Below are 19,966 nucleotides of genomic sequence, written 5' to 3' on the forward strand. Positions count from 1 at the left end.
CCCGCTTGCGGGAGGGGCAGGGGGAGGGTGTGTAAGGGAAGCAGAGCGCGCGCTTGAAGAAGCGCGGCTGCACCGGTTCCTTCTACCTCAGCGTTCCGCCTGCTCGCCTGACTCACCCTCCCCTAACCCCTCCCGCAAGCGGGAGGGGGATTTGAAGGGCGGGTGGTTGCCCGACTTACTCCGCCGCGTCGTTGTGCCGGGCCTGCGGGGACACGCTGATCGTCCCCGAATCCTGCTGGCGATAGCCGAGCGAGGCATGCGCCTGCACCGGACCCGCGACATCGGCGATCAGGTACAGCGGCCGCCGCTTCGATTCGACATACAGCCGGCCGAGATACTCGCCGATCATCCCCAGCACGAACATCTGCACCGCACCCAGGATCACGACGACCAGCATCGTCGAGGTCCAGCCCTGGATCGCATGGCCCATCGCCCAGGCGATCAGGATGTAGAGGATCAGCAGTACCGAAGCGCCGGTGAGCAGCAGCCCGACATGGCTGGCGAAGCGCAAGGGGGCGGTCGAGAAGCCGGTGATCGCGTCGAGCGCGAAGCGGATCATCTTGCCGAGCGGGTATTTGGTCTCGCCCGCATGGCGCTCGTGCCGATCATAGACGAAGGGCACCTGGCGGAAGCCGATCCACGCGACCATGCCGCGGATGAAGCGCGCCTGCTCGGGCAGCGAGAGCAGCGCATCGAGCGCACGCCGGCTCATCAGCCGGAAGTCGCCGGTGTCGAGCGGGATTGGCGTGTCGGTGATGCGATCGAGCATGCGGTAGAACACCGCCGCCGTCGCCTTCTTGAACAGGCTTTCGCCCTCGCGCTTGCGGCGTACGGCATAGACCACGTCGGCGCCCTGCGCGGCCATGGTTTCGCGCATCTCGGTGAGCAACTCGGGCGGGTCCTGGAGATCGGCGTCGATGATCAGGATCTGCTCGCCGGCGCACAGGTCGAGGCCGGCGGTGAGCGCGAGCTGGTGGCCGTGGTTGCGCGACAGGTTGATCGCGACGAGATGGGGGTCCGCGGCGGACAGGCGCTGCATCACTTCCCAGCTACGGTCGCGCGAGCCATCGTTGACGAAGACGATCTCGTACGACTCGCCCACTGCCGCACGCGCGGCGGCGCTGACGCGGCCGTGGAGCATGTCGAGGCATGCTTCTTCGTTGTAGCAGGGAACGACGACAGAAAGCAGGGGACGTTTCATCACGCGCGCTCTGTAGCGCTGCCGGAACGGCTCGTCGAGCGGGTGCGCATCAGGCGAACAGGCTCTTGACCAGCCAGACATTGGCGCCGGTGATGCCCGCGAACAGCAGCCAGCCGATCGCCTGCAGCCAGATCGGGCTAGCGAAGCGACCCATCAGCGTGCGGTCGGCAGTGAGCAGCAGCAGCGGCGCCATCGCGAAGGGCAGCCCGGCGGAGAGCACCACCTGGGTCAGCACCAGCAGCCGGCCGACCGCGCCATCGCCGAGAACCAGCACGCCGACCAGCGCCGGGATCAGCGCCAGCCCGCGCGTGATCAGCCGGCGGACCCAGCAGGGGATCTTGAGGTCGAGAAAGCCCTCCAGGATCACCTGCCCCGCAATGGTGCCGGTGAAGGTCGCGCTCTGGCCCGAGGCGAGCAGCGCGATACCGAACAGCGGCGCGGCGATGGCGGCGCCGGTGGCGGGGGCGAGCAGCCGATACGCATCCTCGATCTCGCGCACGCCGGTATTGCCATTGGCGTGGAAGGCGGAGGCGGCGACGATCAGGATCGCTGCGTTGACGAAAGTGGCGGCGAGCAGCGCGGCGATGATGTCGAATTGGGCGTAGCGCACCGCCTCCCGCTTGGCCGGTTCGTCGGTGCCGGAGACGCGGGTCTGCACCACCGAGCTGTGCAAATAGAGATTGTGCGGCATCACCGTCGCGCCGAGGATCCCGATGGCGAGGTACAGCGCGTGCGGGTCGGCCAGCCGCGTCGGATCGGGCACCATGCCGGCGAGCACCGCCGCGCCGTCGGGCGGCGAGAGGAACAGCTGGACCACGAAACAGGCCGCGACGGTGCCGACCAGCCCGAGCATGATCGCCTCCAGCTCGCGAAAGCCCTGGCCCTTGAGGCTGAGCACGATCACCACGTCGAGCGCGGTGATCAGCACGCCGATCCACAAGGGGATGCCGAGCAGCAACTGGAAGGCGAGCGCGCTGCCCAGCACTTCGGCGACGTCCGTCGCGATGATCGCCAGTTCGGCGAACACCCACAGGAATCTGGCGACGCCCGGCGAGTAGCGGTCGCGCACCAGCCGGGCGAGGTCGCGGCTCGTCGCGATGCCCAGCCGGGCGCACAGCGACTGGAGCAGCATCGCCGCGGCGCTGGAGGCAAGGATCACGAACAGCAGGCCATAGCCGTAGCGCGAGCCTGCCTCGATGTCGGTCGCCCAGTTGCCGGGATCGATATAGCCGACCGAGACCAGCAGGCCGGGGCCCATGTAGCGCAACAGCTTGGCGAGCGGGGGCAGGGTAGCGGGCACGCTCACCGTGCCGCGTACCTCCGAGGGGCAGAACGGTGCGGTGGCGGCGCGGGGCAGCTGGAACATGGCAAGCTCGCGGACACGGGAAGGGCAACCGCCCTTGTGGCGGCGAGTTCCTGCCGGGGCAACCTGTGGAATGGGAGGCGGTCGCCTATGATGTGTAAGCGAGGCGGCGCCTCGAAGACCACCGTCATCCCCGCGCAGGCGGGGATCCATTGGCGCTGCTGCCGCGGTTCCTGCCCCCAGCGCACAGGCGAATGGATTCCCGCTTTCGCGGGAATGACGACGGTGTTTGCGGCGCGGGACCCTATCGTACCCGCCCGTCCACCGCCTTACACCCGTTCGGCCGAACTCACCGCGTCCGCGGCGCGCAATGCCGCGAGCAGCTTCATCAGGTGCGCGGCGTTGCGTACTTCGAGGTCGATGGTGTTGGTGTGGAAGGTCGTGTCGCGGTTATCGAGCCGCAGCCCGAGAATGTTCGCCTTGTGCTGGCCGATCAGCGTCGCGACCGTGCCCAGCGCGCCGGGTTCGTTCTTCAGCGTCACCGCGATCTCGGCGACGCCGCCATCGGCCTTGTCGCCCCAGGTCAGGTCCACCCAGTCGGCTTCCTCGATATCGGCGAGGCTCGGGCAATCGATGCGGTGGACGACGATCGGCTGGTCCGGCCGGCGCACACCGAGGATGCGGTCGCCGGGTACCGGGCAGCAATCGTCGGCGAAGGTGAACGCCACGCCGGGCGTAAGGCCCTTGATGTCGATCGCATGGTGCTGCGGCGGCAACTGGTCATCCTCACCGCTGGCAGAGCCCGGCATGATCGCTTCCATCACCTGGCCGTCGGTCAGCGTGCGGCGGGCGATCGCTTCCATCAGCGCCTCCGGCTCGGCGAGCTTCAGCCGCTTCAGCGCCGCCGCCAGCGCGCCTTCGCCCGGCGGGGCGGGCAGCCGCGCGACGATGTCCTCATAGAGCTTGCGGCCCAGCCGGATCGTCTCGTCGCGCTCCTTGTGGCGCAGGTGGCGGCGGATCGCCGCGCGCGCCTTGCCGGTGATCGCGAAGTTGATCCAGTTGGGCTGCGGCTCCTGCGCCTTGGAGCGGAGGATCTGCACCTGGTCGCCCTGCTCGATCTCGGTCCGCAGCGGCACCACCTTGCCGTTCACCTTGGCGCCCACTGCCTGGTCGCCGAGATCGGTATGCACCGCATAGGCGAAGTCGATCGGCGTCGCGCCCTTGGGCAGCTGGATCAGCTCGCCCTTGGGGGTGAAGGCGAAGATGCGATCCTGGTACATCGCCATCCGGGTATGCTCGAGCAGCTCTTCCGGACTCTCGGCATGTTCGAGGATCTCGATCAGGTCGCGGATCCAGCTGACCTGGGTGTCGGGGCGCACCGCGCTCTGCTTGTAGGCCCAGTGGGCGGCGAGGCCGAACTCGGCCTGGGCGTGCATGTCGCGGGTGCGGATCTGCACTTCGACGCGCGTGTCGCCGGCATGCATGATCGTCGTGTGGAGCGAACGATAGCCGTTGCGCTTCGGCGTCGAGATATAGTCCTTGAACCGGCCCGGCACCATCGGCCAGCGGCGGTGGATCACGCCCAGCGCGCGGTAGCACTCCTCCTCGGTATCGACGATCGCGCGGAAGGCCATGATGTCCGACAGCTGTTCGAGGCTGACATGGCGCTCGGACATTTTCTTCCAGATCGAATAGGGATGCTTTTCGCGGCCCGTGACCTCGGCATTGATGCCGCCGCGGCCGAGCAGCAGCTTGAGGCCCGAGGCGATCTTGAGCACCCGGTCCTCGCCCTCGACGCGGAAGCTGTCGAGCCGCTTGGTGATCGATTCATAGGCTTCGGGTTCGAGCTGGCGGAAGGCGAGCGTCTGCATCTCCTTCATGAACTCGTACATGCCGATCCGCTCGGCGAGCGGGGCATAGATGTCCATCGTCTCGCGGGCGATGCGGCGGCGCTTCTCCTCCTTCTTGATGAAGTGGAGCGTGCGCATGTTGTGGAGGCGATCGGCGAGCTTCACCAGCAGCACGCGGATGTCGTCGGACATGGCGAGCAGGAACTTGCGGAGGTTCTCGGCGGCGCGCTCGCTTTCAGTCTGCGCCTCGATCTTGGAGAGCTTGGTCACGCCGTCGACCATGCGGGCGACGTTGGGGCCGAACAGCCGCTGAATTTCCTCCGGCGTCGCCACCGTGTCCTCGATCGTGTCGTGGAGGATCGCGGTCGCGATCGTCTCGTCGTCGAGATGCAGGTCGGTGAGGATGCCGGCCACCTCGATCGGGTGACTGAAATAGGGGTCGCCCGAGGCGCGCTTTTGCGAGCCATGGGCATTGACCGAGAAGACATAGGCCCGGTTGAGCAATGCCTCATCGGCTTCGGGGTCGTAGGACAGGACCCGGTCTACAAGTTCATACTGACGCAGCACGCCTGCTAGATGGCGTGAGGGGGCAGGGTTTTGCAACCGAATTGACGGAAGACAAGGCCTTCTCCGGCGCCCTGTGGCAGAAGCGCGACTCCACGCGCGGTTTTACACCCCCCGATTTTGCGATAGGGTGCGGCCATGGGTGAAGCCGTTCGAGCAACGTTGCGGGCGATGGCGCGGGAATGCAGCCTGCCGGCGGCGCTGGAGGCGGTGGGGGAGCGCTGGTCGTTCCTGATCCTGCGCGGCGCGTTCAACGGCATCCACCATTTCGAGGAATTCCAGAGTGAGCTGGGCATCGCCCGCAACATCCTCGCCAACCGGCTGGCGCGGCTGGTCGAGCATGGGATACTGGCCCGCGTCCCTTGCGCCGACGATCGCCGCAAGGTGGAGTATCGCCTCACCGACAAGGGCCATGCGCTGCTGCCGACGATGGTCGCGCTGCGCCAATGGGGCGAGCGGTGGGAAACCGGCGTGCCGGCCTCGCCGATCCTCGTCGACGCCCGCGATCGCAAGCCGATCGCGCCGGTGACGGTGCAGGCGCAGGACGGGCGGGTGCTCGGCAAGGGCGACCTGCTCTGGGCGCTGGCCGAGGACGTGGCGGACGCGCAGGCCGCCGAGTAAGTCTTCGGGCGACGCCCTCCGAAAGCGTAAATGCTTCTATAATGCCGTGGTGCATCAGGGAGATTTGCGCATGGCGTTCGGCATTTCGGCGTTGGCGATTGGCGGTGTGAAGGGCGTCGCGGCGACCAGCGCGATCCACGGTGCTTCCGGTGTCGCCGACGACGGGACCGAGGCCTTTCTCCGCGAGGCGCACAAGACGCCCGCCGAGCGCACCAAGGACGCCGTGCTCAAGCGCCACAACCTGACGCAGGATCAGTTCGACGCGCTGTCACCCGAGGCGCAGGCGGGGATCCGGCAGGAAATCGAGGACGAGATGCGCCGCAAGCTGGGCCGCGCCCAGGGCGGCGCCTTCGCCGACGTGGTGGTCTAGCCGCCGATCGCGAGCAGCGCGGCGCGCACCACGTCCGGGATCGGTTTCGGGCGGCGCGTCTCCAGATCGAGATGGACGCTCACCAACTCCACCTCGGCGTGGAGGTCGCCGGTTTCGGCATGGCAGAGATCGGCGCGCATCGTCATGCTGGTATTGCCGAGCCGCTCGACGCGGACGAACACCTCGACAAGGTCGTCGAAGCGGAACGGGCGCTTATACTCGACCTGCGCACGGACGACGTTGAACTCCGCCTCGATCCACTCCGGGCCCAGCTTGGCGAGATCCGCCCAGCGCCAGAATTCGGTGAGGCCGACATCGGCATATTCGAGATAGCGCGAGTTGAAGACGATCTTCTGCCCGTCGATTTCGGAATAGCGGACGCGGAAGCGGGTGGAAAAGGGGAAACCGGGTCGGGACATGGCCGCGGGCTTTGCCCCGAGCGGGGCAAGGTTCGCAAGTGCGGGGTGCGCATGCGGGCGTGCCGTTTCTGGAGACTTGGCCCTTCCGCACCTTCTTCGTCATCCCCGCGAAGGCGGGGATCCATTCGCCAGTGCGTTCACAGCTGGAGCCGCACCGTCAGCCCCAATGGATTCCCGCGTTCGCGGGAATGACGACGGGTGTTTCGGGGAGGGCGGGGGTGAAGAACCCCCGCCGCCATCACCCAGCGTTCGCCGCCGGGGTGTTGACCCCCATCGACTGGAGATACTTCTTCACGTTGCGCGCGGCCTGGCGGAGGCGCTGCTCGTTTTCCACCATCGCGATGCGGACGAAGCCCTCGCCATTCTCGCCATAACCGACGCCCGGCGCCACCGCGACCTTGGCATGGGTGAGCAGCTGCTTCGAGAACTCCAGGCTGCCGAGATGCGCCAGCGCCGGCGGCAGCGGCGCCCAGGCGAACATCGAGGCGCGCGGGGAGGGGATTTCCCAGCCGGCGCGCGCGAAGCTTTCCACCATCACGTCGCGGCGCTTGTGGTAGAGCTGGCGGTTCTTCTCGACGATGTCCTGCGGGCCGTTGAGCGCCGCGCAGGCGGCCGCCTGGATCGGCGTGAAGGCGCCGTAATCCAGGTAGGATTTCACCCGCGTCATCGCCGCGATCAGCTGCTTGTTGCCCACCGCGAAGCCCATCCGCCAGCCGGCCATCGAATAGGTCTTGCTGAGCGAGGTGAACTCGATCGCCACGTCCTTGGCGCCCTTCACCTGCAGGATCGACGGCGTCGGCTGGCCGTCGAAATACAGCTCCGAATAGGCGAGGTCGGAGAGGATCCACACCTTGTTCTCCCGCGCCCAGGCGACCAGCCGCTCGTAGAAGGCGAGGTCCACCGTCTCCGCGGTCGGGTTGGACGGATAGTTGACGACCAGGATCGACGGGCGCGGCACGGTGAAGTTCATCGCGCGCTCGAGGCTCTCGAAATAGGCGTCGTCGGGCGTGGTCGGCACCGCGCGGATCGTGGCGCCGGCGATGATGAAGCCGAAGGTGTGGATCGGGTAGCTGGGGTTGGGCGCCAGCACCACGTCGCCCGGCGCGGTGATCGCAGTGGCGAGGCTGGCCAGACCCTCCTTCGAGCCCATCGTCACCACCACCTCGGTCTCGGGATCGAGATCGACGCCGAATCGGCGGGCATAATAATTTGCCTGGGCACGGCGCAGGCCCGGGATGCCCTTGGACTGGGAATAGCCGTGCGCGTCGGGCTTGCGCGCCACTTCGCACAATTTGTCGATCACATGGTCGGGCGGCGGCAGGTCGGGGTTGCCCATGCCGAGGTCGATGATGTCCTCTCCGCCCGCGCGCGCCGCCGCCCGCATCGCGTTCACTTCGGCGATGACATAGGGTGGTAAGCGCTTGATGCGGTAGAATTCTTCGGACATTTCCTCGACTTTCAAGGGTTTTGGCATGCGACACAAAATGATGTCGTGGCGGCGTTCTACGCCATAATGACGAAGTCGGGAATGACGCATTGCAGTGCCTGCGCTAAGGCGAGGCAAAGGAGAGGACCGAATGGCCGATACGCTCACGCCCACCCTGCCCCGCCTGGAAGACCTGCAGCACTGGACCTGGGTGCTCGGCCGGGCGCAGCAGATGATGCTGGAGCATGGGCTTGACCTGATGGAGCACGCGCCCGCCGCCCCTCCATTTGGCAGGTTGCTGGATCCCACACCGGCGATGCGGGCGAGCGCCGATTTCTGGGCCGACACGATGCAGCTCTGGCAGCGCTTCCTCGACCCCGCCAATGCCGAGCCGTTTGTCGAGACGCCCGAACAGGCGCGCGACCGGCGCTTTAAGGCGCCGCAATGGCGCGAGGAGCCGGTGTTCGATTTCCTGCGGCAAAGCTATTTCGTCATCGCCGACCATCTGCTCAAGAGCGTCGAGGCGCTCGAGCATGTCGACGACCGGCAGAAGGACCAGATCCGCTTTGCCACCAAGGGGTTCATCGACGCGATCAGCCCGACCAATTTCCCGGCGACCAACCCGCAGGTGATCGAGAAGATCGTCGAGACCAAGGGCGAGAGCCTGCTCAAGGGCCTGCAGAACATGCTGCAGGATATCGCCAAGGGCCAGATGACCCAGACCGCCGCCGGCGCGTTCGAGGTCGGCCGCAATCTGGCGATGACGCCGGGCAAGGTGATCAAGCGCACGCCGCTCTATGAGCTGATCCAATATTCGCCGACCACGGACACGGTGCTGGAAACACCGCTGATCATCTTCCCGCCCTGGATCAACCGCTTCTACATCCTCGATCTTACGCCCGAGAAAAGTTTCATCCGCTGGGCGGTGGAGCAGGGCATCACCGTCTTCGTCGTCTCGTGGCGTTCGGCCGACGCGACGATGAAGGACGTGGTCTGGGACGATTATGTCGAGCGCGGCCAGATCGACGCGATCGACACGGTGCGCGACCTGCTCGGCGTCGAGCGCGTCCACACCATCGGCTATTGCGTGGCCGGCACCACGCTGGCGGCGACGCTGGCGGTGCTTGCTGCGCGGGGGCAGGCGGACAAGGTCGCGAGCGCGACCTTCTTCACCGCACAGGTCGATTTTGCCGAGGCGGGCGACCTGCGGGTGTTCGTCGACGACGACCAGCTGGCGATGATCCGCAGCCTGAGCGCCGACGGGTTCCTCGATGGGCGATACATGGCCGCGACCTTCAACCTGCTGCGCGGCCGCGACCTGATCTGGAACTATGTCACCAACAATTATCTGATGGGCCAGGACTATGCCCCGTTCGACCTGCTCCACTGGAACTCGGACGTCACCAATCTCCCGGCGAGCTGGCACCTCAGCTACCTGACCGATCTTTACCGCGACAACAAGCTGATCTCGCCGGGCGCGCTGCACATCGGCGGCACGCCCGTCGACCTTTCGAAGGTAGCGACCCCCGCCTATATCCAGGCGGGGCGCGAGGATCATATCGCGCCAGCGCAAAGCGTGTGGAAGATCACCGAGCATTTCCGCGGCCCCCACAAGTTCGTGCTTGCCGGATCCGGTCATATCGCGGGGGTCATAAACCCACCATCGGCCAACAAATACCAATACTGGACCAATGCAATTCCTGCCGATTCGCTCGAGTCTTTCGTCAAAACCGCAACGGAACATGCCGGCAGCTGGTGGCCGGACTGGCTCGACTGGCTTACTGCGCTGAACGGTGCAAAAGTTGCGGCGAGCGGCGCGCGCCTGCCGGGGCATGGAAACCTTTGTGCGCTTGCGGAAGCCCCTGGGGAATATGTGCGGTCGCGGTGACAAAAACCTCGATTTAAAAGGCTTTTGTAACTTTTTGTGCACTGCACAATGAAGCCTTGCAAATGTAACGCCAACCCGTTATATGCTGCGGTGCAGCAATAGGCAGGGAAGCTAGTCACATGGCCAGCAAGGGACCCAAGACGACGGCCAAGCCGGCCGCCAAATCGGCGGCTCGTGGCGCACCAGCGCCGGCGATCATGGCCGAAGCTGCTGCGGCTACGCCTGAGCCCGCACCCATCACCGTGCCCGAGACGATCGTCCCGGCCGCGGCGCTGGTGCCGGCCCCGGCGGACGCCGTTGCATCGCAGGAAGAGAAGACCAACGTCGAAGAAACGCTCGCTAGCCCGGTCGAAACGGCAACTGCCGTCGCCGAGGCTGCGATCGAAGCCACCGAGACCGTCGCGCCGGCGGTCACCACCAGCACCGCGAAGGAACCGAGCATCATGGCTACCACGTACGAGAACGCGACGACCCAGGCCCACACCGCTTTCGCCGATTTCAACGAGCGCACCAAGGCTGCCGTCGAGAAGTCGACCAAGCTGGTCGAAGAAGCCAACGAGTTCGCCAAGGGCAACATCGAAGCGCTGGTCGAATCGGGCCGCATCGCCGCCAAGGGCTTCGAGAGCCTGGGCCAGGAAGCGGCCGACTATAGCCGCCGTTCGTTCGAGAGCGCGACGGCTGCGCTGAAGAACCTTTCCGCCGTCAAGTCGCCGACCGAGTTCTTCAAGCTGCAGAGCGACTATCTCCGCGGCGCGTTCGACTCGTACGTCGCCGAAACCTCGAAGCACACCGAAGCGTTCATCAAGCTGGCCGGCGACGCCGCGCAGCCGATCTCGAACCGCTTCGCGGTCGCCGTCGAGAAGGTGAAGACCAACGCCTGATCGGCATCGCCGACGTGCGTGCAGAAACGGGGGCGGCCGCACTGCGGCTGCCCCTTTTTCATTTTTGGGCCGGACAAAATGCGCCGAGTCGGCTGCGACGCCTTGCCCTTGGGGGCGGTGCGACATATTTTGCGCGGCCTATGGCCGAGCTTCGTACAATGCAGATTCGAATGGCCGAGGATGGCGACCAGGACGATCGTGGGAACGACAACGCGGTCGGCATCGCCACCCGCACGCGCACCCGCACCAAGAAGCCGACGCCATACCGCGTGCTGATGCTCAACGACGATTACACGCCGATGGAATTCGTCGTGCTGGTGTTGCAGCGCTTCTTCCGGATGAATATCGAGGAAGCGACCCAGGTCATGCTGCACGTCCACCAGCGTGGGGTCGGCGTGTGCGGGGTGTTCAGCTACGAAGTCGCCGAGACCAAGGTGTCGCAGGTGATCGATTTCGCCCGGCAGAACCAGCATCCGCTGCAGTGCACGCTGGAGAAGGCGTAGGCGTTGTGGCCGCGCCGTCGTACTCGGCGGTGTACAATGCCCAAAGCACAACCCCCGTCATCCCCGCGAAGGCGGGGATCCATTCGCGCTGAATCTTCGGTTCTTTCCTCGCCCGTCCTGGCAAATGGATTCCCGCCTTCGCGGGAATGACGACGGATCGGGGGCGGGACGGTCGCACCCGCGCTCCGCACCCGCTCACCGTGCCGGCGGCAGCCAGCGCAGGTCGAGGCCCTCGTAGCGATTGACGTAATTGGCCGCGCCGGCCAGCGCGCTGCGATCGAGCAGCGTCACTCGGCCGCCCTCGCGCGCGATCATGCCTTCCTCTTCCAGCTGCCGCAGCATGCGGTTGACATGCACCGCGGTCAGGCCGGTCGCGTCGCCGATCTCCTCCTGGGTCAGCCCCAGCGGAAAGGCGCGGTCGATCGACTTGTCGGTGGCGCGCAGCCGGTTGCGCAGGTCGAGCAGCAGGGCGGCGACGCGCGCCTTGGCGCTGGTCCGCCCGAGCGCCGCCAGCCGGTCGGTCAGCGCCACTCGTTCGATCTGGCTGTAGACCAGGATCATCGCCGAAAGGCGGGGATGCTGCTGCATGATGTCCGACAGCGCGGCGCGATCGAACGGGCACACCACGGTATCGGAAAGCGCACACAGCGTCTCGGGCGCCTCTTGATAGATGGCGGACGAGATGCCCAGCATGTCACCGGGGAACAGAAAGCGCAGGATCTGCCGGCTGCCATCGTCGAGCAGCACATAGCTCATCATCAATCCCTTGCGGAGAATGAACAATTCTCCGCAAGGCTCGTTCTCACGCTGCAGGATCGCGCCGCGCCGGATATGGCGCTGGCGCAGCTCGAGCGCATCCAGCGCCTCGCGCTCGCTTGGCGTGAGGGTGATCAACTCGCTCAAAACATCGGCAAAACAACTGGCTGACACGCTTTACACTTTCCCCCGGTTCCCCCTGCAAAGCAGCGCAATGAAATCAGTGCATTAAAATCGATCAAGCCGGACCTGCAGCCCACCGCTTGCGCGCGCGCGCAGAGCGGCTAGAAGCTCGCCATGGACCGTATCCTCATCCGCGGCGGCAACCGCCTCGCCGGCAAGATCACGATTTCGGGCGCAAAGAACGCCGCCCTGACGCTGATGCCGTGTGCCCTCCTCACCGATGAGCCGCTCACGCTCAGAAACCTGCCACGCCTCGCGGACGTCGACAGCTTCGGACATCTACTGAATGAACTCGGCGCGTCGACCTCGGTAGAGGGCACGCGCCCCAACGAGTTCGGCCGGGTGCTGTCGGTACGCGCCAGCCGCCTGACCTCGACGGTCGCACCTTATGACATCGTCCGCAAGATGCGTGCCTCGATCCTGGTGCTGGGGCCGCTGCTCGCCCGTGAGGGCGAGGCGACGGTGTCGCTGCCCGGCGGCTGCGCGATCGGCAACCGTCCTATCGACCTGCACCTCAAGGCGCTCGAGGCGATGGGCGCGGAGATCGAGCTCAGTGCGGGCTATGTGAAGGCAACCGCGCCCGGCGGCCGGATCGCCGGCGGGCGCTTCCGCTTCCCGGTCGTCTCGGTCGGTGCGACGGAGAACGCGCTGATGGCCGCCTCTACCGCGCGCGGCACCACCGTGCTCGAGAATGCGGCGCGCGAGCCCGAGATCGTCGACCTGTGCAACCTGCTGGTCGCGATGGGCGCCGTGATCCGCGGCATCGGCACCGAGACGCTGGAGATCGATGGCCGCGATCGGCTGCACGGCGCCACCTATGCGGTGATGCCCGATCGTATCGAGGCGGGCAGCTATGCCTGCGCGGCGGCGATCACCGGCGGCGATGTCGAGCTGGTCGGCGCGGCCGCCGGCGACATGCGCGCGACGCTCGATGCGCTGGTCGAGGCCGGCATCACCGTGGAAGAGACGGCCGACGGCGTGCGCGTCGCCGCCGAGAACGGCATTCACCCGCTGACGCTCAACACCGCGCCCTTCCCGGGCTTCGCGACGGACATGCAGGCGCAGTTCATGGCGATGCTGTGCAGGGCGGAGGGAGCCAGCACGCTCACCGAGACGATCTTCGAGAACCGCTACATGCACGTGCCCGAGCTGGCCCGCATGGGCGCGGACATCGAGGTGCATGGCCGCACCGCGATCGTGCGCGGGGTGAAGAAGCTCACCGGCGCGCCGGTGATGGCGACCGACCTGCGTGCCTCGATGAGCCTGATCCTCGCCGGCCTGGCCGCCGAGGGCGAGACGCAGGTCAACCGGGTGTACCATCTCGACCGCGGCTATGAGCGGCTGGAAGAGAAGCTGCAGGCGGTCGGCGCGGATATCGAGCGCGTCGGCGACGGGTGAGCTTTAACCGCTCTCCCCATCGGCGAGAGGGGAGCTCCCGGCCCACCTGACCTCCGTCATTCCCGCGAAGGCGGGAATCCATTGCCCTCGGCGCTGGGGGAAAGAACCGCGAGTTCAGCGCCAATGGATCCCCGCCTTCGCGGGGATGACGAACGTGGTGGTCCAATGGTGCCGCTTTCCTTGTGCGCGAGGATCAGCGGGCCGACATCGAGTACGGCCGCGCCGCCACCGGCACCACTGCCCGGTTGGGCGACGCCTGCATCGCAAAGCGCAGCTCGCCGCCGCGCATCACTTCGTCATGGGTGATGTACGCGCGGTCCAGCTTGCGCCCGTTCAGCGTCACGCTGCCGACATAGCGGTTCGCCTCCGACAGCCCCGGCGCGTTGACCGTGAAGCGCTTGCCATTGGGCAGCGCCAGTGTCGCCCGCTCCAGGAATGGCCGGCCGAGCACATATTGGTTCGAGCCCGGCGCGACGGGGTAGAAGCCCAGCATCGTGAACACCAGCCACGCCGACATCTGGCCGAGATCGTCATTGCCCGCGAGACCGTCCGGCGTCGGCTTGTACTGGCTGTCGACGATCTGCTTGAGCCGTTCCTGCGTCCGCCAGGGCTGGCCAGCGTAGCTATAGAGATAGGCGACATGGTGGCTCGGCTCGTTGCCATGGATATACTGGCCGATCAGCCCGGCAATGTCCTCGGCATGGCTGTAGTCGATCTTCGAATTGTCGAAATCGAACATTGCGTCGAGCTTGCGCACCACCGCGGCGTCGCCGCCCATCCGGCGGAACAGTCCGGCCTGGTCCTGGGGAACGAACCACGAATATTGCCAGGCATTGCCCTCGGTATAGTCCGAGCCATAGTTGATCGCGGTGGGGTCGAAGGGCGTGCGGTACGCGCCGTCGCTTTTGCGGGCGCGCAGGAAGCCGGTCTTTTCATCGAAACTGTTGCGCCAGTTGCCCGCCCGCTTCTCGAACGTTGCCGCGAGATCGTCGCGGCCGAGCGCGCGCGCCATGCGGGCAATGGTCCAGTCGTCATAGGCATATTCGACGGTCTTGGAGGCGGCTTCGGGCTCCTTGTCGATCGGCACGTAGCCAAGCTTCTGGTACCAGTCGAGCCCGCCATAGGGACCGTAGGTGGCGCTGGCGACCATCGCGTCGAGCGCCGCCTTGCCGTCGAAGCCGCGCAGGCCCTTGAGGTACGCGTCGGCGATCACCGGCACCGCGTGATAGCCGATCATCGTCCAGGTCTCGCGGCCCTGGAACTGCCAGACCGGCAGGATGCCGAAGGGGCTCGCCTGCTGGCTGGCGATCAGCGAGCGGATGATGTCGCGATTGCGCGCCTCGGGCTGGACGAGCAGCAGCAGCGGATGCTCGGCGCGGAAGGTATCCCAGAGCGAGAAGGTCGAGTGGAAGGTGAAGCCGTCGGCCTGATGCACCTGGTCGTCGGGCCCGCGATAGCGGCCATCGGCGTCGGAGAAGACACTGGGCGCCATCAGCGTGTGGTACAAGGCCGAGTAGAAGTTGCGCAGCGCCGTGACGCTGCCCTGCGCCTCGATCGCGCCGAGCGCCTGCTTCCAGGCGGCGGTGGTGCGCGCATGGACCGCGTCGAAGTCGCCGGCCTCGGTGGCGAGATTGGCGAGCGCGGCATCCTCGTCGACGCTCGACAGCGCCACCCGCAGCTCCAGCGGCCGATCGAGGACTCCGAAGTCGAGCCGGGCGACGATCGCGCGGCCTTGCAGCTGCGCAACACCCGGATCGCCACGGCCGGGGCCCTGAAAGCCGCGATACGGCACCTTGCCCTCGGTATCGACGAAGGCGTGCGCCTTGAGTGGCGCTGAGGGGCGGATGGCGAAGAACAGCTTGCGTGCCGGCGCCCAGCCGCGCGTCTCGCGCGCGCCGGTGATCGTGCCGTCGGGCCGTACCCGGACCGAGGACCAGAGGATTTTGCCGGGATAGTTGTACAGCGAACTGCGCAGGTCGAGCACGAGGTGTGCCGCCTTGCCGGTGGGGAAGGTATAGCGCTCGACCGCGACGCGCGTGCCGGCGGTCATCTCGGCGCGGACGCCCTGGTCCCGCAGGGTGACCGCATAATAGCCTGGCCGGGCGACTTCGTCGGCATGGGCGAAGCGCGAGCGATAGCCTGAGCCCGGCGTCTTCGGATCGCCGGGGTCCAGCGGCACCGCATCGCCTGCGACCGGAGCGATCAGGAAGTCGCCCAGATCGGAATGGCCGGCACCCGAGAAGTGCGTCAGCGAGAAGCCCTGGATGGTCGGGTCGTCATAGCGATAGCCGGCGGCATGGCCGTAGCATTGGCGGATCTCGCAGCCGGTATCGGTATCGGGGCTGAGCTGCACCATGCCGAAGGGCGCGACCGCGCCCGGGAAGGTATGGCCCTCGCCGCCGGTGCCGACCAGCGGATCCGCGTGGTCATAGCCGGTCTGGGCAGCCAGCGGCGCCGAAAGCGTCGCGGTGGCGGCGAGTGCGAGCGCGGCGCGCTGGAAGATCCCCTGCATTCCCGCAGTTTACGTGCGGCCGTCGCGAAGCGGAAGGGGCGCTTTCGCTACTCCGCCGCCAGCGGCAGCATCGGCGCTTCGCGGCCGGGGGCGGCAACCACGCGATTGCGGCCGGCCTGCTTCGCCTGGTAGAGCGCCGCATCCGCGACGCCGAGCAGATCGGCGACCGATCGCGTGCTTTCCGGAATCGCCGCCACGCCGAACGACGCCGATATCTTGGCGTCGTGCGTGGCCGACAGCGCCTCGATCCGCTCGCGGAGCACCTCGGCCTTGGCGCTCGCTTCGGTGATCCCGCATTCCGGCAGGATCACCAGCAGCTCCTCGCCGCCATAGCGACAGGCGACGTCCGAGGTGCGCAGCGCGCTCATGATGGCGGCGGCGGCTTCGCGCAGCACTGAATCGCCGACCGCATGGCCGAACTCGTCGTTGAGCTTCTTGAAGTGATCGAGGTCGATCATGATCACCGAGAGGTGCGTGCCGGTGCGTTCGGTAAGGCTGGCATAGCGGCTCAGCGCGTCTTCCATGTAGCGGCGGTTGTAGAGGCCGGTCAGCGGATCGCGCAGCGCCTGGGTGCGCAGCTTCTCGCGCAGCGCGATGTTGGATACCGCCAGGGACATGGCGTCGGCGATCACCGCCGCCAGCGGCTGGATTCGCTTGAGCTCGGCCACCGCCTCCGGACGGTCGGTAGCGATCTTCAACAGGCCCTGGATCTCGCCATGGGCGGTCATCGGCAGTTCGAGCACCGAGATGCCGGAAAGATGGTGTTCGCAGCGCAGCGCGCCGCGCGTATCGGTGTTCAGGTGCCATTTCCCGCGTTTCAGCGCCCAGCATTGCGCCGGCGTCAGCATCGGGCGCAGGGCGTCGTCCGCCGGCCACTGCCACGCGCCCGAAAGCTCGAGCCGGTCGCGCGAATTGTTGAAGACGTACAGCGCCGCGCCGAAGCCGTCGAGCAGCGAGGCGATCGTCGCTTCCAGGACGGCGTTGGCGTCGGGATAGCCGCTGGCGCTCTGCAGCATCTCGGTCATGCGGAACAGATGGTTGATCTGCTTGCGCTCGGCATGGGCGCGATCCGCCTCCTCGCGTCGTAACCGCAGCGCTGCCTGGACGCGCGGCGCACCGGTGCTCAAAATCACCAGCGCCAGGATACAGCCGCCGATCCCGACGACGCGCAGGACCAATCGGACATCCCCTGCGGGCAGCAAGGCATGCAGCAGATTCGCGAGCAGGATGGGGAGTAGCGCGGCGATGACCAGCCGCGAACGCCGCAGCATCTGCTGTTCCAAAAGGTCAGGGGTCCCGGAAGGGAGGAAAATCTTCACGCGTTATCATCCGAATGCAACCGCCCCGCCGGGCGGTCCTGCCTCATTATAGATGCGTAACGGTGAAGGCGGCCTTCCGCCCGGGCCGCGGGCCTAGCTGTGCATCGACCCCATATCGATGAAGCGCTGGTGCCAGGCGAACGCTTCGCCCGGCAGCATCGGCGTCTGCTTGCCGTAGCTGCCGGCGAGCGCGCGCTCGTAATAGTCGCGCAGCATCGGCTTGTAGCTGGGATGGGCGCAGCGCTCGATCACCTGCTCCGCGCGTTTGCGGGGCGCGAGCCCGCGCAGATCGGCTAGCCCCTGCTCGGTCACCACGATCTGCACGTCTTGGGCGATGTGATCGACATGGGAGACGTGCGGCACGATCGACGAGATCGCCCCGCCCTTGGCGGTCGAAGGCGACATGAAGATCGAGATATAGGCGTTGCGCGCGAAATCGCCCGACCCGCCGATGCCGTTCTGGATGCGCGAACCCATGATGTGGGTGGAATTGACGTTGCCGTACAGATCGGCCTCGATCATCCCGTTCATCGCCAGGCAGCCGAGGCGGCGGACAACTTCGGGGTGGTTGCTGATCTCCTGCGAGCGCAGCAGGATGCGGTCGCGGAACTGGTCGAGATCGTTGTTGAGCCGCTCGGCGGCGCCGGGGCTCAGCGAGAAGGCGGTGCAGCTCGCCATGCGCAGCTTGCCCGCCGCCAGCAGGTCGAGCATCCCGTCCTGCAGCACCTCGGTATAGGCGGTGAGGTTCTCGAATGGCGCGGTCAGCAGCCCGGCGAGCACCGCATTGGCGATGTTGCCCACGCCCGATTGCAGCGGCAGCAGCGACGGGGGCAGCCGGCCCTTGCCGACTTCGTGGCGGAAGAACTCGATCAGGTGCTGCGCGATCGCGAGCGCGCTGGCATCGGGCGCGGCGAAGGGCAGGTTGCGATCGGGCGCGTTGGTCTCGACCACCGCGATCACCTTGTGCGGATCGCAGCGCAGGGTCGGCTGGCCGATGCGCTGGTCGGGCGCGGTGAGCGGAATGGGCACGCGGTTTGGCGGCAGCGCGGTGCCGTAATAGATGTCGTGCATCCCCTCCAGCGCCGGGTTCTGCCAGCTGTTGACCTCGAGGATCACGCGCTTGGCGACGTCGAGCCAGGTCTTGTTGTTGCCGACCGAGGAGGAAGGGATCAGCGATCCGTCCTCGCGGATGCCGGCAACCTCGATCACCGCGACGTCGAGCTGCCCGAGAAACCCCTCCCAGGCGAGCGGCGCGACCTGGCTGAGATGGAGGTCGACATAGTCCATCTCGCCGGCGTTGATCTTCTCGCGGGCGATCGGGTCCGAATTATAGGGCAGCCGGGCGGAAATGCCGTCGACACGGGCGAGTGCGCCGTCGAGCTCGGGCCCGGTAGAGGCCCCCGTCCAGACCTTGAGCCGCATCGGCTTGCCGGCGGCGTGCTCTGCCTCGATCTGCGCGGCGAGCGCGGTCGGCACCGCCTTGGGATAGCCGGAGCCGGTGAAGCCGCTCATCCCCACCGTCATGCCATCGGCGATGAACGAGGCGGCGTGTTCGGCGGTAGTGATCTTGGCGGCTAGTCCCGGGTGGGCGATTCGGCTCATGAATCCTCTCGTGGCTGCATCGTTGGCGGCGATGCAGCCGTAACGAGTGGGATGCAATTGTTGCAATTACCTACTTGGGCTGGGCAGTTGCACCCGGCGCACGCGGGGCGGCGGGGGCAGGTCCGTCGCTCGCCCTGCTGGCCGAACATGACCAATCGAAGACTGCCAAGTGGTTGATCTGGTTGAATCGATCGGAACTCCCCCCTTTTGCCGGGGGTTTAGGCGGCCAAGCAGGAGAGACTTTTCCCATGGCTACCCTCGCGCGCGATTTCGCGCCACGCATGCGCTCGCAGTTTCTGACCGACAGCTTCCAACGCGGCCTCGCCCATTGGAACCGGGAGCGGCTCGAGCCCGGCTTCCCGTCCGACGACTGGCAGCGGCGCTTCGAGCGCGACGTCCGCATGGAACGGCTCCAGGGCGCGTTCCTCGAGGAACTGCGCGCCGAAGTGGTCGACGAGGCGGCCGCGGCGCCGACCGATGTCGAGGGCTTCATCGCCTGGTTCGAAGGGCTGAAGGCCAGCGGCCCGGGACAGGGCGATCCGCTGTTCCCCTGGCTCGCTGAGCAGGCCGACCGCGACCAGCTCCGATGGTTCTTCGAGCAGGAAGCCGCCGGCGAGGCGGGGTTCGACGACCTCGTCGCGATGACGCAGGTCAAGCTGCCGACACGGCCCAAGCTCGAGCTTGCCCGCAATTACTGGGACGAGATGGGGCATGGCACCGAAAAGGGCATGCACGGCCCGATGCTCGACGCGCTGGTCGAGACGCTGGCGGTGACCCCGGTGATCGAGAACACCGTGTGGGAAAGCCTGTGCCTTGCCAATGCGATGACCGCGATGGCGAGCAGCCGCCGCTATGCCTGGCATTCGGTGGGCGCGCTGGGCGTGATCGAGCTGACTGCACCGGGCCGCTCGGCGATGACGGCCGAGGGACTGAAGCGGGTCGGGCTCAGTCCCAAGGAAGCGCGCTATTTCACGCTGCACGCGGTGCTCGACATCAAGCACAGCGAGGACTGGAACCGCGAGGCGATTCGTCCGGCGGTGGAGGAAGACCCGCGCCGCGCGACCGCAATGGCCGAAGGCGCGCTGATCCGGCTGCGCTGCGGCGCGCGCTGCTTCGAGGCCTATCGCGAGCGGCTCTGGGGCTGACGCGCGTCTGGCGGGTTGCTAGGCA

General features: G+C 66.7%; 16 protein-coding genes. 7 read left to right on the forward strand and 9 right to left on the reverse strand.

Translation table 11 applies throughout. The annotated features are described in order from the left end of the window. Nucleotides 1–175: 175 nt before the first annotated feature. The 3 genes from SAZ01S_RS16990 to SAZ01S_RS17000 all read right to left on the reverse strand — a co-directional run bounded on the left by SAZ01S_RS16990 (nucleotide 176) and on the right by SAZ01S_RS17000 (nucleotide 4,921). Nucleotides 176–1,201 carry a glycosyltransferase family 2 protein gene (locus SAZ01S_RS16990; protein ID WP_084583473.1) on the reverse strand — a complete coding sequence of 342 codons (1,026 nt, stop codon included), beginning with the start codon at nucleotides 1,199–1,201 and terminating at the stop codon, nucleotides 176–178. A gap of 49 nt (nucleotides 1,202–1,250) precedes the next feature. Further along, entirely contained in the window at nucleotides 1,251–2,567 is a 1,317-nt protein-coding gene (locus SAZ01S_RS16995; RefSeq protein ID WP_084583474.1) for an Nramp family divalent metal transporter, read from the reverse strand. A gap of 266 nt (nucleotides 2,568–2,833) precedes the next feature. Next, a complete protein-coding gene (locus SAZ01S_RS17000) occupies nucleotides 2,834–4,921 on the reverse strand; it encodes a RelA/SpoT family protein (RefSeq protein WP_084583475.1) in 2,088 nt (695 codons plus the stop codon). 135 nt (nucleotides 4,922–5,056) lie between these two features. Between SAZ01S_RS17000 and SAZ01S_RS17005 the strand changes: the two genes are divergently transcribed. Further along, on the forward strand, nucleotides 5,057–5,539 hold the full coding sequence (locus tag SAZ01S_RS17005; protein ID WP_084583476.1) for a winged helix-turn-helix transcriptional regulator: 483 nt from the start codon (nucleotides 5,057–5,059) through the stop codon (nucleotides 5,537–5,539). A 70-nt stretch (nucleotides 5,540–5,609) separates the two neighbouring features. Further along, nucleotides 5,610–5,909 (forward strand): hypothetical protein, encoded by a 300-nt coding sequence (locus tag SAZ01S_RS17010; protein WP_084583477.1) that lies wholly within the window; start codon nucleotides 5,610–5,612, stop codon nucleotides 5,907–5,909. Here SAZ01S_RS17010 and SAZ01S_RS17015 read toward each other — a convergent pair. Both SAZ01S_RS17015 and SAZ01S_RS17020 read right to left on the reverse strand, forming a co-directional pair. After that, on the reverse strand, nucleotides 5,906–6,328 hold the full coding sequence (locus SAZ01S_RS17015; protein WP_084583478.1) for an acyl-CoA thioesterase: 423 nt from the start codon (nucleotides 6,326–6,328) through the stop codon (nucleotides 5,906–5,908). The genes SAZ01S_RS17010 and SAZ01S_RS17015 overlap by 4 nt on opposite strands. Nucleotides 6,329–6,566: 238 nt before the next feature. Further along, the gene (locus SAZ01S_RS17020; protein WP_084583479.1) at nucleotides 6,567–7,775 is read right to left on the reverse strand and encodes an LL-diaminopimelate aminotransferase; all 1,209 of its coding nucleotides are present in this window, start codon (nucleotides 7,773–7,775) and stop codon (nucleotides 6,567–6,569) included. A 130-nt stretch (nucleotides 7,776–7,905) separates the two neighbouring features. On the opposite strand from SAZ01S_RS17020, the gene phaC reads away from it, so the two are divergent. The 3 genes from phaC (at nucleotide 7,906) to clpS (ending at nucleotide 11,026) form a co-directional block, all read left to right on the forward strand. Continuing rightward, nucleotides 7,906–9,642 carry a class I poly(R)-hydroxyalkanoic acid synthase gene (phaC, locus tag SAZ01S_RS17025; protein ID WP_084583480.1) on the forward strand — a complete coding sequence of 579 codons (1,737 nt, stop codon included), beginning with the start codon at nucleotides 7,906–7,908 and terminating at the stop codon, nucleotides 9,640–9,642. 119 nt (nucleotides 9,643–9,761) lie between these two features. Beyond that, on the forward strand, nucleotides 9,762–10,523 hold the full coding sequence (locus tag SAZ01S_RS17030; RefSeq protein ID WP_084583481.1) for a phasin family protein: 762 nt from the start codon (nucleotides 9,762–9,764) through the stop codon (nucleotides 10,521–10,523). Nucleotides 10,524–10,681: 158 nt separating this feature from the next. Then, a complete protein-coding gene (clpS, locus tag SAZ01S_RS17035; RefSeq protein ID WP_084583482.1) occupies nucleotides 10,682–11,026 on the forward strand; it encodes an ATP-dependent Clp protease adapter ClpS in 345 nt (114 codons plus the stop codon). Between the two features lie 195 nt (nucleotides 11,027–11,221). On the opposite strand, the gene SAZ01S_RS17040 is transcribed toward clpS, so the two are convergent. Continuing rightward, nucleotides 11,222–11,929 (reverse strand): Crp/Fnr family transcriptional regulator, encoded by a 708-nt coding sequence (locus SAZ01S_RS17040; RefSeq protein ID WP_084583483.1) that lies wholly within the window; start codon nucleotides 11,927–11,929, stop codon nucleotides 11,222–11,224. A 150-nt stretch (nucleotides 11,930–12,079) separates the two neighbouring features. Here SAZ01S_RS17040 and murA point away from each other — a divergent pair, with 150 nt between their 5' ends. Then, the gene (murA, locus tag SAZ01S_RS17045) at nucleotides 12,080–13,363 is read left to right on the forward strand and encodes a UDP-N-acetylglucosamine 1-carboxyvinyltransferase (protein ID WP_084583484.1); all 1,284 of its coding nucleotides are present in this window, start codon (nucleotides 12,080–12,082) and stop codon (nucleotides 13,361–13,363) included. A gap of 193 nt (nucleotides 13,364–13,556) precedes the next feature. Here murA and SAZ01S_RS17050 read toward each other — a convergent pair whose 3' ends face one another. From SAZ01S_RS17050 to scpC, 3 genes are all read right to left on the reverse strand, one after another. Continuing rightward, nucleotides 13,557–15,875 carry a GH92 family glycosyl hydrolase gene (locus tag SAZ01S_RS17050; RefSeq protein WP_084583485.1) on the reverse strand — a complete coding sequence of 773 codons (2,319 nt, stop codon included), beginning with the start codon at nucleotides 15,873–15,875 and terminating at the stop codon, nucleotides 13,557–13,559. Between the two features lie 47 nt (nucleotides 15,876–15,922). Next, complete coding sequence (locus tag SAZ01S_RS17055; RefSeq protein WP_084583505.1) at nucleotides 15,923–17,146, reverse strand: GGDEF domain-containing protein; 1,224 nt, start codon at nucleotides 17,144–17,146, stop codon at nucleotides 15,923–15,925. 141 nt (nucleotides 17,147–17,287) lie between these two features. Beyond that, nucleotides 17,288–18,796 carry a succinyl-CoA:acetate CoA-transferase ScpC gene (scpC, locus tag SAZ01S_RS17060; RefSeq protein WP_084583486.1) on the reverse strand — a complete coding sequence of 503 codons (1,509 nt, stop codon included), beginning with the start codon at nucleotides 18,794–18,796 and terminating at the stop codon, nucleotides 17,288–17,290. A 248-nt stretch (nucleotides 18,797–19,044) separates the two neighbouring features. Here scpC and SAZ01S_RS17065 point away from each other — a divergent pair, with 248 nt between their 5' ends. Next, nucleotides 19,045–19,941, forward strand: coding sequence for an iron-containing redox enzyme family protein (locus SAZ01S_RS17065; RefSeq protein WP_084583487.1), 897 nt, complete (start codon nucleotides 19,045–19,047; stop codon nucleotides 19,939–19,941). The last annotated feature ends 25 nt before the right edge of the window (nucleotides 19,942–19,966 follow it).

It is taken from the genome of Sphingomonas azotifigens NBRC 15497, assembly GCF_002091475.1.
Classification (GTDB): Bacteria; Pseudomonadota; Alphaproteobacteria; order Sphingomonadales; family Sphingomonadaceae; genus Sphingomonas; species Sphingomonas azotifigens.

Bases quoted from the DNA above. Each gene is read 5' to 3' on its own strand.
- SAZ01S_RS16990 (WP_084583473.1), bottom strand. From the start codon at position 1,201: ATGAAACGTCCCCTGCTTTCTGTCGTCGTTCCCTGCTACAACGAAGAA.
- SAZ01S_RS16995 (WP_084583474.1), bottom strand. From the start codon at position 2,567: ATGTTCCAGCTGCCCCGCGCCGCCACCGCACCGTTCTGCCCCTCGGAG.
- SAZ01S_RS17005 (WP_084583476.1), top strand. From the start codon at position 5,057: ATGGGTGAAGCCGTTCGAGCAACGTTGCGGGCGATGGCGCGGGAATGC.
- SAZ01S_RS17010 (WP_084583477.1), top strand. From the start codon at position 5,610: ATGGCGTTCGGCATTTCGGCGTTGGCGATTGGCGGTGTGAAGGGCGTC.
- SAZ01S_RS17015 (WP_084583478.1), bottom strand. From the start codon at position 6,328: ATGTCCCGACCCGGTTTCCCCTTTTCCACCCGCTTCCGCGTCCGCTAT.
- SAZ01S_RS17020 (WP_084583479.1), bottom strand. From the start codon at position 7,775: ATGTCCGAAGAATTCTACCGCATCAAGCGCTTACCACCCTATGTCATC.
- phaC (WP_084583480.1), top strand. From the start codon at position 7,906: ATGGCCGATACGCTCACGCCCACCCTGCCCCGCCTGGAAGACCTGCAG.
- SAZ01S_RS17030 (WP_084583481.1), top strand. From the start codon at position 9,762: ATGGCCAGCAAGGGACCCAAGACGACGGCCAAGCCGGCCGCCAAATCG.
- clpS (WP_084583482.1), top strand. From the start codon at position 10,682: ATGCAGATTCGAATGGCCGAGGATGGCGACCAGGACGATCGTGGGAAC.
- murA (WP_084583484.1), top strand. From the start codon at position 12,080: ATGGACCGTATCCTCATCCGCGGCGGCAACCGCCTCGCCGGCAAGATC.
- SAZ01S_RS17050 (WP_084583485.1), bottom strand. From the start codon at position 15,875: ATGCAGGGGATCTTCCAGCGCGCCGCGCTCGCACTCGCCGCCACCGCG.
- SAZ01S_RS17055 (WP_084583505.1), bottom strand. From the start codon at position 17,146: ATGCTGCGGCGTTCGCGGCTGGTCATCGCCGCGCTACTCCCCATCCTG.
- scpC (WP_084583486.1), bottom strand. From the start codon at position 18,796: ATGAGCCGAATCGCCCACCCGGGACTAGCCGCCAAGATCACTACCGCC.
- SAZ01S_RS17065 (WP_084583487.1), top strand. From the start codon at position 19,045: ATGGCTACCCTCGCGCGCGATTTCGCGCCACGCATGCGCTCGCAGTTT.